At 65.6% G+C, this 14,869-nt stretch carries 11 protein-coding genes and 2 pseudogenes; 6 read left to right on the top strand and 7 right to left on the bottom strand.

What is annotated here, in order from left to right; all coding sequences use genetic code 11:
- Positions 1–9: 9 nt before the first annotated feature.
- Entirely contained in the window at positions 10–2,154 is a 2,145-nt protein-coding gene (locus tag IEV64_RS15310) for a beta-glucosidase family protein (protein ID WP_188424316.1), read from the bottom strand.
- A 310-nt stretch (positions 2,155–2,464) separates the two neighbouring features.
- Between IEV64_RS15310 and IEV64_RS15305 the strand changes: the two genes are divergently transcribed.
- From IEV64_RS15305 to IEV64_RS15290, 4 genes are all read left to right on the top strand, one after another.
- A complete protein-coding gene (locus IEV64_RS15305; protein ID WP_049917778.1) occupies positions 2,465–3,880 on the top strand; it encodes an ABC transporter substrate-binding protein in 1,416 nt (471 codons plus the stop codon).
- Between the two features lie 76 nt (positions 3,881–3,956).
- On the top strand, positions 3,957–4,850 hold the full coding sequence (locus IEV64_RS15300; protein ID WP_188424315.1) for a carbohydrate ABC transporter permease: 894 nt from the start codon (positions 3,957–3,959) through the stop codon (positions 4,848–4,850).
- A gap of 1 nt (position 4,851) precedes the next feature.
- Positions 4,852–5,736 (top strand): carbohydrate ABC transporter permease, encoded by an 885-nt coding sequence (locus IEV64_RS15295; protein WP_004968369.1) that lies wholly within the window; start codon positions 4,852–4,854, stop codon positions 5,734–5,736.
- A 3-nt stretch (positions 5,737–5,739) separates the two neighbouring features.
- Positions 5,740–6,912, top strand: a complete 1,173-nt coding sequence (locus IEV64_RS15290; RefSeq protein WP_188424314.1) for an ABC transporter ATP-binding protein — start codon at positions 5,740–5,742, stop codon at positions 6,910–6,912.
- 19 nt (positions 6,913–6,931) lie between these two features.
- Here the strand turns inward: IEV64_RS15290 and IEV64_RS15285 are convergent, their stop codons facing one another.
- The 3 genes and pseudogenes from IEV64_RS15285 to IEV64_RS15275 all read right to left on the bottom strand — a co-directional run.
- Positions 6,932–7,333: an avidin-fold protein gene (locus tag IEV64_RS15285; RefSeq protein ID WP_188424313.1), complete on the bottom strand. Its 402-nt coding sequence runs from the start codon at positions 7,331–7,333 to the stop codon at positions 6,932–6,934.
- A 112-nt stretch (positions 7,334–7,445) separates the two neighbouring features.
- The gene (locus IEV64_RS15280; protein ID WP_188424338.1) at positions 7,446–7,631 is read right to left on the bottom strand and encodes a hypothetical protein; all 186 of its coding nucleotides are present in this window, start codon (positions 7,629–7,631) and stop codon (positions 7,446–7,448) included.
- A gap of 609 nt (positions 7,632–8,240) precedes the next feature.
- Positions 8,241–8,435: pseudogene (locus IEV64_RS15275) on the bottom strand (hydroxyisourate hydrolase); the annotation flags it as partial.
- Between IEV64_RS15275 and IEV64_RS15270 the strand changes: the two are divergent.
- Positions 8,422–8,754 (top strand): annotated as a pseudogene (locus IEV64_RS15270) (IclR family transcriptional regulator); the annotation flags it as partial. The pseudogenes IEV64_RS15275 and IEV64_RS15270 sit on opposite strands and share 14 nt — an antisense overlap.
- A 402-nt stretch (positions 8,755–9,156) precedes the next feature.
- Here IEV64_RS15270 and IEV64_RS15265 read toward each other — a convergent pair.
- The 3 genes from IEV64_RS15265 to IEV64_RS15255 all read right to left on the bottom strand — a co-directional run bounded on the left by IEV64_RS15265 (position 9,157) and on the right by IEV64_RS15255 (position 13,329).
- Positions 9,157–9,924 carry an IclR family transcriptional regulator gene (locus IEV64_RS15265; RefSeq protein WP_188424312.1) on the bottom strand — a complete coding sequence of 256 codons (768 nt, stop codon included), beginning with the start codon at positions 9,922–9,924 and terminating at the stop codon, positions 9,157–9,159.
- Positions 9,925–10,023: 99 nt separating this feature from the next.
- Positions 10,024–11,130, bottom strand: a complete 1,107-nt coding sequence (locus IEV64_RS15260; RefSeq protein WP_188424311.1) for a Gfo/Idh/MocA family protein — start codon at positions 11,128–11,130, stop codon at positions 10,024–10,026.
- Positions 11,131–11,229: 99 nt separating this feature from the next.
- Entirely contained in the window at positions 11,230–13,329 is a 2,100-nt protein-coding gene (locus IEV64_RS15255; protein ID WP_188424310.1) for a DUF1349 domain-containing protein, read from the bottom strand.
- A gap of 385 nt (positions 13,330–13,714) precedes the next feature.
- On the opposite strand from IEV64_RS15255, the gene IEV64_RS15250 reads away from it, so the two are divergent.
- Positions 13,715–14,863, top strand: a complete 1,149-nt coding sequence (locus IEV64_RS15250) for a Gfo/Idh/MocA family protein (protein WP_188424309.1) — start codon at positions 13,715–13,717, stop codon at positions 14,861–14,863.
- The last annotated feature ends 6 nt before the right edge of the window (positions 14,864–14,869 follow it).

Raw genomic sequence — 14,869 nt, 5'->3', positions numbered from 1 at the left:
GGTCGAGGGCTATCTCGACACCGTCGTCTCGGCTCGGACGTCGCGGGACGAGCGGCCGACCTCGACGGCGTAGTCACCGGCGTCGACGGTCCAGCCCTCGGAGTCGTCGTATCTGCGGAACGCGTGTTCGGACAGCGAGAGTACGACCGTCTCGGTCTCGCCGGCGGGGAGTTCGACGGCCGCGTAGCCGGCGAGTTCTCGCGTCGGGCGCTCGACGCCCGCGACGGTCGGCGGCCGGACGTACGCCTGCACGACCTCTCTCCCGTCGCGGTCGGACGCGTTCGTCACCTCGACCGCGACCGCGTCGTCGCCGCGCGCCTCCGCCTCGCCGTACTCGAAGGTCGCATACGAGAGGCCGTGGCCGAAGGGGTAGGTCGGCTCGTCGTCCGCGTCGGCGGTGTCGAAGTGACGGTAGCCGACGAAGACGCCCTCGTCGTACTGCGCCTCGTCGTCGACGCCGGGGAATCGCTCCTCGGACGCCGTGGGATACGACTCCTCGGGCGCGAACGTGACCGGGAGGCGGCCGGAGGGGTCGGCGTCGCCGTAGAGGACCGACGCGAGCGCGTCGCCGTCGGCCTGTCCGGGGTACCACGACTCGACGACGGCGTCGACCGAGTCGCGCCACGGCAGTTCGACCGGGCCGCCGGACTGGACGACGACGACGGTCCGGTCGGCGGCGTCGGCGACGGCCTCGACGAGTTCGTCCTGTTCGCCGGGCAGGCGGAGCGTCTCCCGGTCCGCGCCCTCCGTGGTCGCGTCCCTGACGACGACGACCGCGACGTCGGCCTCGCGGGCGCAGTCGACCGCCGCGTCGATGTCGGGCGTCTTCCCGCCGGGGAAGTCGTCCCCAGCGTCCTCGTCGTCGCCCGCGGCGTCCGCGCTCTCGTCGTCGAAGAACGAGGGCGTGACGACGCGTTCGACGCCGGGCTCGAACACGACCGAGCCGTCGGTTCGGGCGCGGATGCCCGCGAGCGCCGAGACCTCGCGGGCGGGAGTGACTTCGGAGGAGCCGCCGCCGCCGAGCATCGCCTCCGCGACGCCGGGGCCGACGAGCGCGACGTCGGCGTCGTCAGACAGCGGGAGCGCCCCGTCGTCGTTCTTCAGGAGGACGGTGCCGCGGGCGGCGAGCGTCTCGGCGAGGTCGCGGTGTTCGGGCGCGTCGAGCGCGCCGCCGTCGTCCCAGTCGCCGTCGAGGAGGCCGATTCGGGCCATCTGCCCGAGGATTCGCGCGACCATGTCGTCGAGGCGGTCGGCCGGGACCGCGCCGGACTCGACCGCGGCTTTCAGTTCGGTCGCGAACCGGGGCGTCGTCGTCTCGCCGGCCGGGATGCTCTCGTCGTCGCCCTCCTCCAGCATCTCGGCGTCGGGGTCGATTCCGAACGCCTCGTGGAGCGCTTCGAGCGAGATGCCCGGCATTTCGAGGTCGAGGCCGGCGGTGGCCGCGCCGACGGCGCTTTCGGTGCCGAACCAGTCGGAGACGACGTAGCCGTCGAAGCTCCACTCGTCTTTCAGTACCTCGGTGACGAGCCGCCGGTGGTCGCTCATGTGCGTCCCGTTGACGCGGTTGTACGCGGTCATGACCGAGCCCGCGCCCGCCTCGACGGCCGCCTCGAACCCGGGGAGATAGAGCTCTCGGAGCGCCCGCTCGCCGACCTCGGCGCTGACGACGAGCCGCTTCGTCTCCTGGTTGTTGGCGACGTAGTGCTTCGGTGTGGCGATGACGTCTTCGGACTGGAGACCCTCCACGACCGCGGCGGCGAAATCGGCCGTCACGACGGGGTCCTCGGCGTAGTACTCGAAGTTGCGCCCGCAGTTGGGGACGCGAACGAGGTTCAGCCCGGGGCCGAGGACGGCGTGCTGACCGCTGGCTTTGGCCTCGCGGGCCATCGCGACGCCCTGTCGCCGCGCGAGTTCGGGGTCGAACGTCGACGCCACGGCGATGGAAGCCGGAAACGCGGTCGACGAGCGACCGGGGATGCGAATCCCGAGCGGCCCGTCGGCGAGTCTGAACTCGGGGATGTCGAGTCGGGGGACGCCGGGGACGTAGCCCGTCGCCGTCCCCTCGGGGTCGGCCGCTCCGTGCACGAGCGAGCACTTCTCGTCGAGGGAAAGCGAGTCGACCAGGTCGGAGACGTCGGTGTCCGGGGAAGCCATAGGACTGGCTACGGGTTTCGCCAGTAGCTCGAATAGTGTTGTGATGCCAGCAGGGCAGACTCCTTCTCGGAGCGGGCGGGCCTCGAACCGAGCCGCGCGGTCAACGACTTCGACGTGGACGCCGTCAAGCGCCGGGAAGCGAGAGACGACTGAGGTCGGCCGAGTCGGAGCGACCGAGGTGATGTCCGCGGCTGTGACCGGACTGTCGCCCGCTATGAACGGCTACGTGATACTATTGTGAACACAAAAGTTCAATTTAGTTATATGTTCAAAAGAATTAAATTTGGAGCCGATAACCGGCCGATGTCGAATGACACGAAACACGCGACGCAGGTTCGTCAAGACCGTCGGCGCCGCCGGAATCGCGGGGCTGGCGGGATGCACGGGTGGACAGGACGGAGGGCAGTCACCGGACGAAGGCGCGGGAGGTGACTCGGCCGAGACGACGACGGCCGGTGAGACAACCGGGTCGTCCGGGACGGAAACGACGACCATCAAGTTCTGGCACGCGATGGGCGGGGACATCGGCAAACTCATCGACTCGCTGGCGAGCGAGTTCGAACAGCAGGCGGACGGCATCCGGGTCGAAGCGACCCAGAAGGGTAGTTACCGCGAGACGCTGAACGCCACGACGTCCGCGGTGCAGGCCGGGAACCCGCCCGCCATCGCGCAGATTTTCGAAATCGGGACGCAACTCGCCATCGACAGCGGCGTCTTCGCGCCAGTCGAGGACATCATCCCGGAAGACCGGGTGAACTTCGACAACTACCTCGACTCCGTGCTGAACTACTACCGCATCGACGGCACGCTCCACTCGATGCCGTTCAACTCCTCGAACGCCATCTTCTACTACAACAAGGACGCCTTCGAGAGCGCCGGCCTCGACCCCGAGGCCCCACCGACGACCTTCCAAGGCGTGTTGGACGCCTCGACGGAACTCACGGACGCGGGCGCAGTCGACACGGGAACGACGTGGCCGAACCACTCGTGGTTCGTCGAACAGTGGCTCGCAGAGCAGAACCAGACGCTCGTGAACAACGAGAACGGTCGGGCAGGGCGCGCGACCGAGGCCCACTTCGAGAGCGAGGCCTCGAAGACCGTCTTCGACTGGTGGGCGAACCTCCACGGAGAGGGACAGTACCTCAACCCCGGCATCGAAGCGTGGTCAGAGGCCCAGCAGGCGTTTCTCACCCAGAAGACGGGGCTCCTCGGCTACTCCACGTCGAGCATCGCCCCCATGACCGAGGGCGCGCGGAACAACGGCTTCGAACTGGGGACGATGCGGCTCCCGACGCCCGGGGGACAGCGACAGGGCGTCGTCATCGGCGGGGCGTCGCTGTGGACCCCGAAAAGCCTCGATTCTGCCAAGCAGGACGCCGCCGGGGAGTTCCTCGCGTGGCTCACGGAACCCGCCCAGCAGAAGCGCTGGCACACCAACACGGGCTACTTCCCCGTCCGCGAGGAGGCGATTACCCAGCTCGAAGACGAGGGGTTCTACGACGAGAACCCGAACTTCCGCACGGCCATCGACCAGCTCCGCGAGACGGAGGACTCACCGGCGACCCGCGGCGCGCTCATGGGGACGTTCACGAAAGCCCGAACCATCGTCGAGGAGGGCTACGTCAGCATGATTCAGAACGACGACCGGAGCGTCGACGACGTGCTCGGCGACATCGACGCGCAGGTCGAAGACGCCCTCGCGGGCTACAACCAGAAGGTGAACTGAGCGGCGAAGCGAGGCCTCGCCCGCGCGAAACCGCGTCCCGACACCGCCCGTCAACACTCATCACACACCACTCACTATGAGCGATTTCACCAAACCGTACCGTTCGACGACGCAGGCCGGCCTGCTTCTGGTCCCGACGCTGGTCGTTCTCGTGGCCTTCCTGTACTTCCCGGCCGTCGAGACGTTCCGGCTCAGTTTCTTTCAGACGCTCCTCTTGGGGACCGGCCGGCAGTTCGTCGGCATCGACAACTACGTCGCGCTCGCAACGTCCGCCGAATACCGACAGAGCCTCTTCGTCTCCGTGCTCTTCGCCGCCGCCGTCGTCGTCGGCACGCTCGCCGTCTCGCTTTTCATCTCGTACCTGCTGTTCGAGGTCCGCGCGGGCGCGACCGGCTACCTGCTCGCGGCCATCTGGCCGTACGCGCTCCCGACGGCGGTCGCGGCGACCATCCTCCTGTTCATGCTTCACCCGACGCTGGGCATCGTCACGCACTACCTCGAAGCCCTGACGGGGCTCACCCTCGACTGGTTCACGAGCGGTCCACTCGCGTTCGGCGTCCTCGTGGCCGTCGCGGTCTGGAAGCAGCTCGGCTACAACATCATCTTCCTCGTGGCCGCGCTGAACAACGTCCCCGAGACGCTGACCGAGTCGGCGCGACTCGACGGCGTCGGTCGACTGCGGATGCTCGTCCGAGTCTACCTCCCGCTCATCTCGCCGACGCTGACGTTCCTCGTCGTCATGAACACCATCTACGCCTTCTTCGGGGCGTTCCCGCTCGTTGATCTCATGACGAGCGGCGGCCCGAACAACGCGACGAACCTGCTCATCTTCAAACTCTACCGCGACGCCTTCTCGTTCAACAGCCTCGGGTTGGCCTCCGCGGAGTCGACGGTACTGTTCGGCATCGTGTCGCTTTTGATGTACGTTCAACTCCGGTTCTCCGACCGGCACGCGCACTACGGGGCCTGACATGGCGACGAACACAGACACGGCGACAGAGACAGCACCGTCGCGTCGGCTTCGGACCCGGCTCGAACGCGCCTTCAACGGCGACCTGTTCGTCCACGTCGCGCTCGCGGGCGCTATCGCGCTGGTCGCGCTCCCGCTCGTCCTCGCGGTCATCATGAGCACGCAGTCCACCACGGAGGTGTACGAGGTGACGAACCTCGGACTCGGAAGCGCCGGGCTGTCGAACTACGAGACCGCGCTCACGGAGTACAACCTCACGCGATACATGATCAACTCGGCGGTCATGTCGGTCGTCATCGTCGTGGGAAAGGTCTCGCTGTCGCTTCTCGCCGCGCTCGCGCTCGTCTACTACCGCTTCCCGTTCGAGCGCGCCGTCTTCACGTTCATCCTGCTGACGCTCTTGGTCCCGGTCCCGGTCCGCATCGTACCGCTGTTCCAACTCATGGCCGACCTCGGGTGGGCGAACTCGCTTCTGTCCATCACCGGCCCGTACATCGCCAGCGCGACGGCGGTGTTTCTCTTCCGCCAGCACTTCATGTCGATTCCGGAGTCGCTTGTGGAGAACGCTCGCCTCGACGGCGTCGGCCCGCTTTCGTTCCTCGTCCGCGTGCTGATACCCATGTCGAGGGGGATGATTGCCGGCGTCTCCGTCATCACGTTCATCTACGCGTGGAACCAGTATCTCTGGCCCCTCATCGTCGTCAGCGACCAGTCCAAGCAGGTGGTGCAGGTCGGTATCAAATTCCTCCAAGGCGCGAGCCAGTCCGGCCTCACCCAATGGGGGCTCATTATGGCCGGAGCCGTCATCGCGCTCCTCCCGCCGCTCGCCGTCCTCGTCGCGTTGCATCGCCCGCTCCTCGAAACGTTCGCAATACAACAGAAGTAATCCATGACACATCTCAGACTCGACTCTCTCACGAAGCACTTCGGCGACGTGAAGGCCGTCAACGGTATCGACCTCGCGGTCGACGACGGCGAGTTTCTCGTCTTCGTCGGCCCGTCGGGGTGCGGCAAGTCGACGACGCTCCGAATGCTCGCCGGGCTCGAATCGATCACCGACGGCACGCTCTCTATCGGCGGCACCGTCGTCAACGACCACCCGCCCGACGAGCGCGACGTGGCGATGGTGTTCCAGAACTACGCGCTGTACCCGCACATGACGGCCGCGGAGAACATGACGTTCGGCCTCGACTCGGGGCTCTTCGACCGGTCGAACCACGACGAGGCGGTCGCGGAAGTCGCCGAGACGCTCGGCATCACCGACCTCCTCGACCGCAAGCCCAAGGAACTCTCCGGCGGCGAGCGCCAGCGGGTCGCAATCGGCCGCGCGCTCCTGCGCGAACCCGAGGTGTTCCTCCTCGACGAGCCGCTTTCGAACTTGGACGCGAAACTGCGCGTAGAGATGCGGACCGAACTGCTCGAACTCCACCGAACGCTCCGGACGACCACCGTCTACGTCACCCACGACCAGACCGAGGCGATGACGCTCGGCGACCGCGTCGCCGTCCTCAACGACGGCCGAATCGAACAGGTCGACCCGCCGCAACGGCTCTACGACTACCCGGAGACCCGGTTCGTCGCCGAGTTCATCGGAACGCCGGCGATGAACGTCCTGCCCGTCGAAATCCGCGACCGAGGGGACACCCTCGTCGTGGAGCGCGAGGGGTTCGAACTCGCGCTCCCAGACGCTGACGGGAACGACGTTCCCACCGGGGGCGCAGTCGGCTCCAGCGGCACGTTCGGCGTCCGACCCGAGGATATCTCCCTCGTCTCGGGGCGCGCCCGCGACGCCCCGGCTATCGAAGCGGAGGTCAACGTGACCGAGCCGTTGGGCGACGCGCTACTCGTCCACTGCACGCTCGGCGGGGCCGAACTCAAAGTGAAGGCCGAACCCCGGAGCGCGGTCGAGTCGGGCGAAACGGTGGCACTCGCGTTCGACGAGGAACGCCTCCACCTGTTCGACGACGACGGGAACGCGGTCTATCACTCGTCTCACCCGGCGGACGACGACCGCGGCGACTCGAACCCGCACGAGCCAGTCGAAGCCACCGGGTCGCAGTAGGGCCCAGCGCGCGCCCGTGCTACCGCTCACCGAACAACGCCGGCGACGGGGCGAGTTCCGCCCGTTCCTCATCGGTGAGTTCTTCGAGGACGCTCGTCCCGGAGCCCGGCTTCGAGTCCCACGACCAGTCCTCGTGGAGGCGGAGGCGACCGTCTTCCAGTCGCTCGATACGGTCCGTCGAGTGGCCGGTCGCGGTGGTTCCGTCTTCGGTGACGTGGGAGTACCGGAAGTCGAGCGTGTCGCCGAGGTGGCGGCCGACGAGGTGGCCCAGCCTGACGGTTCCGCCGCGGTACGTCGCGTGAAGCAGGTCGTCGGACTGGTCGAACCAGAAGTAGGTGTCGTCGCCGACGTCGCCGCCCTCGTCGTTGGCGACCGATTTGAAGACTCGCCCGTCGAGCGACGGCGCGTGAGATTCGGACATACTCGACGTGCGGGCCCGACCGTTATGAGTGGTCCGCGAGAACTGCGAGCGACCGATTGTCCCCAGGGCGACCGCCCGTCACGACCCGTCACACCACCACTACCACCACCAGTCAGTAGCTACTCCGGTCGCCCGAGCCGGCGTCAGAGCCGTTTTTGACTGCGTCAGTCGCCTTTTCGATGCCTTTCTTGGCCTTCCCTTCGCTCACCTTCGTTCGCTTTCCGACCTGTTTGGCGACTTCGTCTTCGTGGCCCTCTACGAGTCCGAGCAACCGTCGAAGCTTGCTCATCACGCCCATGGCGTCGGCGATAGCGACTCCTCGGACGAAAAGGTGGTGGCCGCGTACCGGGGAACCGACACCGGGAAGGAGACGGCGGCCGGCTTCGAGTAGGCGGCGAACCAACAGTCGTTCGACGCGATTCACTTGTGAATTCAGTATATAATAAAATCCTGATAAATATGCGCGGGGTTCCGTCATATGTCTCCACGCAGGGTGAGAGTGAACGGGTCGGTCGATACGCCCGGCTCGACGGGACCAGCAGGCGAGGAAGAACTCAGAATCAGTGTTCGAGACCGTGAGAGCCGGAGTTTCAGATACGTATGCGTTCGAAGCGATTCTCGCGTCGTCGGTACGAACGGCGGCACGAGTGACGGCACCTCAGTGGTGTTCGAATCGGTCGCGACAGTGCGGTCGTTTTCGTCGAGTACGGCGATTAAGCGTCGTTTGTGTCCGGATACCGCATCTCGGCACCGGTGGGAGTCCACCGACGCTCTCAGCGACGCGTGCGTCCGTTGTCCAGCCGCGAAATTGGTATTTGATCTAGTATATTCGCCATATTATCAATAATTTGGTAGTTCGTTCTGGCGTTCGTGTCGGGGCATCGAACCATCGCCCCAGTCGGCGTTCTCAGCTTCCCCGATACGTCGTGTAGCTCCCCGGCGACAGCAACAGGGGAACGTGGTAGTGCTCGCTGGCATCGTCGATGACGAAGCGGACGGGAACCGTCTCCAAGAACGACGATGCCGTAGGGCCGTCGCGGTAGTACGGGCCGACTTCGAACAGGAGCTGACAGGTCCCGGACTCCATCGCGTCGCCCGACACGCGGGTCGACGAGATTATCGAGCAACGCGGGCTTCCGGCACAGACGAAAAACACCATCACCGACCGGGAGACACTGTTCGAGGAGCTCGAACAGATACGCGAGCGGGGCTACGCGTACAACGACGGAGAAGAGATCAGAGGGTTTCGCGCGATTGCCGCGCCAATCGAAGACCCGAGCGGGGAGGTGCTCGGCTCGGTGAGCGTGTCGGGGCCGACCAGCCTCCTGCAAGGCGAGCAGTTCCAAGAACACGTTCCGAAACTGGTCACGCAGTCGGCGAACGTCATCGAGGTCAACATCAACATGAACACGCAGTCGTAGTCGTCGAAATCGATTGTTTGTAATGTCCGAACGCCCTCTCGCCCGGAGCGTGGGCGGGGAGAATAGAACGAACCGTACAATAGCGCGCCCCCGTTGCGTCGAACAGACCGAATCGAACAGCCACAGATTCCGCGACAGCAACGTCTTCCGTGTCGTCCGCGCATCCGCGGAAACTCACCACTGAATCACGACTCGGCGAGCATCGACACGGTACGCGGCGGACGGCCCGTCGTTTACACCCTTACGGCCGTAATCCGCTGTGGGACCGCGAGGAGATTGGCAAAGTTGGCGAGACCGGACGGACGGTATCGGCTTTGTATAAGGTTCGAGCATGACGAACGCCGCAGTCGACAGGGTCGGTTCCGCGAGCGAGGCGTATCAGTCGGTCCGCGTCGACCGCGCTCACGCCAGCGCGAGTTCCAGTTCGAACTCGCTGACGATGTCCTTGACCGTGTGTGCGAGTTCGGCTTTCCGGTCTTCGCCGGTCACCGAGTGGGCCGGTCCCGTGACGCTGAACCCGCCGATAACGTCGCCGGAGCGTCGCGTCGCCGCGACGCCGATGGCGTAGAGTTCGTTGAAGTTCTCGGCGCGGTTGACGGCGTAGCCCTGCTCGCGGACGCGCGCTAGTTCCTCGAACAGTTCCCCGCGGTCGGTGGTGGTGTTTTCCGTCTCCTGTGGAAGGCCCCACCGGTCGATTATCTGTTCGATGCGCGGTTCCGGGAGTTCCGCGAGAATCGCCTTCCCGACGGCGGTGTTGTGCAGGAACAACCGGTTGCCGAGTTGCTCGTGGGACCAGCCCATCTTGCTCCCCGAAGCGGTGTGCAGGAAGACGGCCTTCCCGCCCATCTCGACGGTGAAAATCGACCGGAGGCGGGTCTCTTCGAACAGGCGTTCGGTGAACTGCCGCGCGAGGACGAACGCCGGCTCCCGCGTTCTGACCTGATTGCCCAGTCGGAGGAGTTCCGGTCCGATGAAGTAGAAATCGCCCTCCTTGATGACGAACTGTTTCTGCTTGAGCGTCGCGAGGTGACCGTGAATCGTGCTCTTGGGCTTGTCCATCCGCTCTGCGATTTCGGAGACTCGCGCGCCGTCTATCTCCTCGAGTTGCTTCAGAATCTCTATCGAGGTGGCGGTCGTCCGGAGCGTCTTGGGCGAGTCATCCGTTGCCATACACCAATATTTTCGTCTATATATTTAAAGTTCATGATGGTCGAACGACTGGGCGGGCGCGGGCTCGGCGAGACGGCGTCCGGGCGGCGGCGACCGGAGTCATCCCTCGACGTCGACCCAGCCGCCGCGCTCGCCGGACTCGTAGGCCGCGTCGAGGACGCGGAGGAGTTGCACGGCGTCGTCGACCGTCGCGGGCACGTCGCCCGTCTCGTAGCCCGCGAAGTAGTCCTCGAAGTAGTCCTGCACGAAGTCGCCCCACGCCGGGAACCGGTCGTAAGTGAACTCGAACTCGACGGTCCGCTTCGGCGCGGCGGTCCAGTCGGGATGCTCCGAGGTGATGTCGAGCGGGACTGTCGGCTCGTGCTGTAGCGAGTCGTGGTGGAGGGGCGTCAGCGCCTGTCCCTCGGTGCCGTAGAGCCCGAGGTGCGTGTCCTTGCCGCGGTCGCTCAGGTAGTAGCCGGTGTGGTACGTCCCGAGCGTCCCGCTTTCGGTCTCGAACTGGAGGACGGCCCCCGCTTCCACGTCCGCCTCGACCGCGTCGTGGAACCGGGCGTTCACCCGCGCGATGGGGTCGTCGAGAATCCACGGCATCACGTCGACCCAGTGCGGGCCGATCCACTGGAGCGCGCCGCCGCGACTCGTCTCCCGGTCGTAGAGGTAGTGGTCGGTGTCCCGGTAGGAGAGCTGGCTGGCGTTGAAGCGGCCGTCGAGCGTCCACACGTCGCCGAAGAAGCCCTCCGAGACCCGGTCGCGAAGCGTCATCGCCACGGGGTTGCGCCGGTAGTACATCGTCGGCGAGACGGTGACGCCGAGCTCGTTGGCCCGCTCGGCGATGGCTTCGAGGTCGTCCGCGGTCCGACCGATGGGTTTCTCGCTGACGACGTGAACGCCGTTCTCGACGGCGCTCTCGATGATTGCCGGCGTCTCGTCGCTCCGGTAGGTTATCCACGCCACGTCGACGTCGGCGTCGGAGACGAGTTCGTGCGGGTCCTCGTAGACCGCCGCGCCGCCGACGAGGTCCGCCATGTCCTGTCCCTCGGTCGTGATTTCGTCGGGCCGGTCGTCCATCGCCGCGATGTTCTCCACGTCGACCCGCCGGCCGGGCTCGCAGACCGCGGTAATCGTCGCGTCCAACTCGCTCGCGACCGCGAAGTAGGGGTCCCGGTGGTGGTGGTCGATACCGATGTATCCGATGTTCGCACCCATACACGTAGTTCACCGAAAATAATTTAAAAATGTTCGGGTGCAAGCAAGATAGTCTTCGGCGGACGATGCGGTGGCAGACGGTGCGTCGGCCCCGTGCGGTTAGTGTGACGGCGTCTCGACCCGACGAGACCACGACCGGAGCCACGGGCGAGTCCCGCCGTTGGGAACGTTCAGTTCGTGGCTGTTGACCGGAAGGTCCGGGTAGCCGCCGACCTGTTCCTGGCTGTCGACGAGGTAGCTCTCCCCGGCTTCGACGTTTTCGAGGATTCGCTCGTCGGTCGCCGTCCGGTCGGCCGGGCGCGCGCCGACGTTCGCGAGGTCGTGGTCGAGCGTCCGGGCCGACGACATCGCCGTCAGTCCGTCGGGCCACAGCGGCCGTTCATCGACGACAGTCACGTTCTCGTCGACCATCGGCACGTCGCCGTCGGTGAGGTTGTCTTCGAGGTGCGCCACGGCGGTGTCCACGCCGTCCTCGGTGAAGACGTTCGCCTTGTCCGAGTTGGGTCGGAGGTAGGCGTTGCCGACGATGCTCGCCTCGGTGTCGGGGTCAAGCCAGGTGCCGTCTTCGAAGTCGTACATCACGTTGTTGACGACGACGCTCTCGGTTCCCTCCTTGAGTCTGGGATGGCGGTCGGTGTTGAACGCCCAGACGTTCCCCAGCATGGCGACGTTCTTCGCGTCGTTACCGATGAGCGACCCGTAGCCGTGTTCGCCCTTCGGGTGGACCGAGTCGTCGAGCGCCTCGGCGACGAGGCAGTTCGAGACGGTCGTCTCCGCGGTCTCGTAGCCGACCGAGAGGCACTCGTCGACGCTCCACGAGGCGGAGACGTGGTCGATGACGTTGTTCGTCGTCTCGTCGGCCGTGTTGACCGTGTCGAGCGCCCAGTCCTCGGTCGCGTCCTCGATGCCCGCGTCGCCGAGTCGGACTCGAACGTGCTGGAGGACGCAGTCGCTCGCCCCGATATTCACCCGACCCTTGACTAACGTGACCCCCGGCGAGGGCGCGGTCTGGCCCGCGATGTAGCACTTGTCGTACGGAATCGAGAGGTCGCGCACGCCGAGGTCGATCGTTCCGCTGGTCTCGAAGACGACCAGTCGCTCGCCGTCGACGGTGACCGCCTTCTCCAGTTGGCGGCGGGTCGGCTCGGTTATCACGATGACCGGGGTGTCGTCGTCGAGCCACGGTGCGGCCTCGGCGAACCCGTCGCTCGGACCGAAGTGGGACGCGCTGTCCGGGCCGGCGTGGTCGGGAACGTTGCTGTTCGACGGGTTCGGCGTGCTGAACGTGGACACCGCGCCCCGAGCGGTGTCGCCGTCGGCCGTGTCCGCCACCGCGCGAACCTCGTAGTAGCGACGCCGCGTCAGGTCGTCGGCGTCGACGCTGAACGCGCCCGACGAGGTGAGTTCCGTCGAATCCGTGGTCTTCCATGACTCGGTGGGTACCTCCCGGTACTCGAAGTAACACTCTGCGGAGTCGGCACCGCCGAGGTCGCCGAGGTCGCCGGTGAGCGTGGCGGACCCGGGGCCGATGTCGGTCACGTCGCCGGTCGAGACGAGCGGGACGCCCGTCGTGTTCTCCACGCTCCCCGCGACTTCGACGTCGCCGATATCGCGGTTCCGGTCGGGGTCGACCCCCGAGAGGCTCTGGAACGTCGCCGTCGCGAGCGTCCCCGAGAGGTGGCTGGTGACCGCCAGTCCGACGTAGACTCTGTCGCCCAGCGAGATGTCGTCGGCTCCGAGCGTGTTAATCGACGTCCACGTCTCGCCGTCCGTGGAGTGGGAGGTCTCTATGGTGTCTCCGCTTCGCTTGAGGCGGAGCCAGTCGGCCGGCGTGCCGCCGACGCTCTCCGTCTCAGCGCCGTCTTCGGGTCGATACTGCATCGACGCCTCGCCGTTGGGTCGCCGGCGGACCATGACGTTCTTCGACTCGGGGTCGAGCGACTCGCGGACCATCGGACCCGCCTTCGTCCAGCTTTCGACGTTGTCGATGCCGGTGTTCTGGACGGCGACGTCGAAATCGCCGCTCAACTCCGTGTAGTAGTAGTGGCACGCGTCGGCAGTGCCCCAGATGTCGTCGCCGCCGCCCTGCATCGTAATCACGGTCGCGGCCGCGGCACTGCCGCCGAAGAGGCCAGTCGTCGCCGCACCGATACTCCCGGCTCCGAGCACGCGGAGGAACGTTCTCCTATCAGGTTTCATGAGCGTATTACTCGAATAGATAACATATTCAATGATTGTTATAATTTATGGCGTTCCCCCCGAGCTCGGACCGGCGATAGGATATAAAGTTCGAGAGTGACGAACGAATGGAGCCGAGTCTGGGACGAAGTGACAAGGTGAAAATCCCATATATTACATCCTTACGTTTGTAATGCGACGGCTGATACACATAAAGTTCGGCATGCTCGAATTGAGCGCGTCCGAATCACGGACGTCGTCGAATCCGCGCATCCATTCGGACTCGAATCGGGGGGTCACGCCTTCAGGCGACGCTCAGGCGCGCGAATCGTTCCATCCGACGGAAACCGAAACCATGCAAAAGGTTATTACACTCCGACCGGGAGGTTGGTGCAACGAGTCAGCCATGCAAGAGCTAGGTATCATCATGAACGGCGTGACCGGCCGGATGGGAACGAATCAGCATCTCATCCGCTCTATCGTCGCGCTACGCGAGGAAGGCGGCGTGGAACTCCCCAGCGGGGAGCGAGTCATGCCGGACCCGATTCTCGTCGGCCGCAACGAGCGCAAACTCCGCGAACTGAGCGAGGAACACGGCATCGACCGTTGGACCGTCGACCCCGACCTCGAGACGTGTCTCGACGGCGACGACGAGGTGTACTTCGACTCGCAGATAACGCCCCGCCGACCCGACAGCGTGATGAAGGCCATCGACGCCGGAAAGCACGTCTACTGCGAGAAACCGCTGGCGAGCGACCTCGGCGCCGCGCTCGACGTGGCCGGGATGGCCGAAGAGAGCGACGTGAAACACGGTATCGTCCAGGACAAACTCTGGTTGCCCGGGCTGTTGAAGCTCCAGCGGCTCATCGAACAGGACTTCTTCGGCGATATCCTCTCCGTGCGCGTCGAGTTCGGCTACTGGGTGTTCACCGGGCACGGACAGGAGGCACAGCGACCCTCGTGGAACTACCGCGCCGAGGACGGCGGCGGCATCGTCGACGACATGTTCTCCCACTGGAGCTACGTGCTGGAGAACCTCTTCGGCGAGGTGGAGTCCGTCCGCTGTCTCCAGAAGACCCACATCGACGAGCGAATCGACGAGGACGGCGAGTCCTACGAGGCGACCGCCGACGACGCCGCCTACGCCATCATGGAGCTGGAAGACGACATCGTCGCCCAGCTCAACTCCTCGTGGACCGTCCGCGTCAACCGCGACGACCTCCTCGAGATTCAGGTCGACGGGACCGAGGGAAGCGCGGTCGCCGGCCTGCGCGACTGCAAGACGCAGGGCCACGCCAACACGCCGAAACCGGAGTGGAACCCGGACACGCCGAAGGAACACGACTTCTACGAGGACTGGACGGGCGTCCCGAACAACCGGCTGTTCGAGAACGCGTTCAAGCTCCAGTGGGAGAAGTTCATCCGGCACGTCGTCGCCGACGAGCCGTTCCCGTGGGACTTCACCGCCGGGGCGCGCGGCGTCCAACTCACCGAGGCGAGCTATCGGTCCTCCGAGGAGGGCCGCCGGGTCGTCCTCGACGACCTCAGCGTGTAGAAACCC

This window comes from Haloferax sulfurifontis (genome assembly GCF_014635105.1).
Lineage (GTDB): Archaea > Halobacteriota > Halobacteria > Halobacteriales > Haloferacaceae > Haloferax > Haloferax denitrificans.
Note: the sequence above shows the minus strand (reverse complement) of the source record. Positions and strands in the feature narration are given on the sequence as shown.